The following is a 202-nucleotide window of genomic DNA, read 5'->3' on the forward strand; positions in this document are numbered from 1 at the left end:
GAACTGGGACTCGCTGTAGGGATTGTCGTTGCTGGTCCGCGGCCGATTGTGCGACCGGGTCACATCCAGGTCGACCAGCAGCGAGGCCAACGGCTTCGAGGTCATCGCCGCACCGCCGTCGGCGTGGAGATACCCCGGCGCCCGCCCTTGCTCAGCGATGGCGTCAGCGACCAGGTCAGCGGCCAGTTCGCCGTCTTCGACG

The sequence above is a fragment of the Dietzia sp. UCD-THP genome (genome assembly GCF_000349585.1).
Classification (GTDB): Bacteria; Actinomycetota; Actinomycetes; order Mycobacteriales; family Mycobacteriaceae; genus Dietzia; species Dietzia natronolimnaea_A.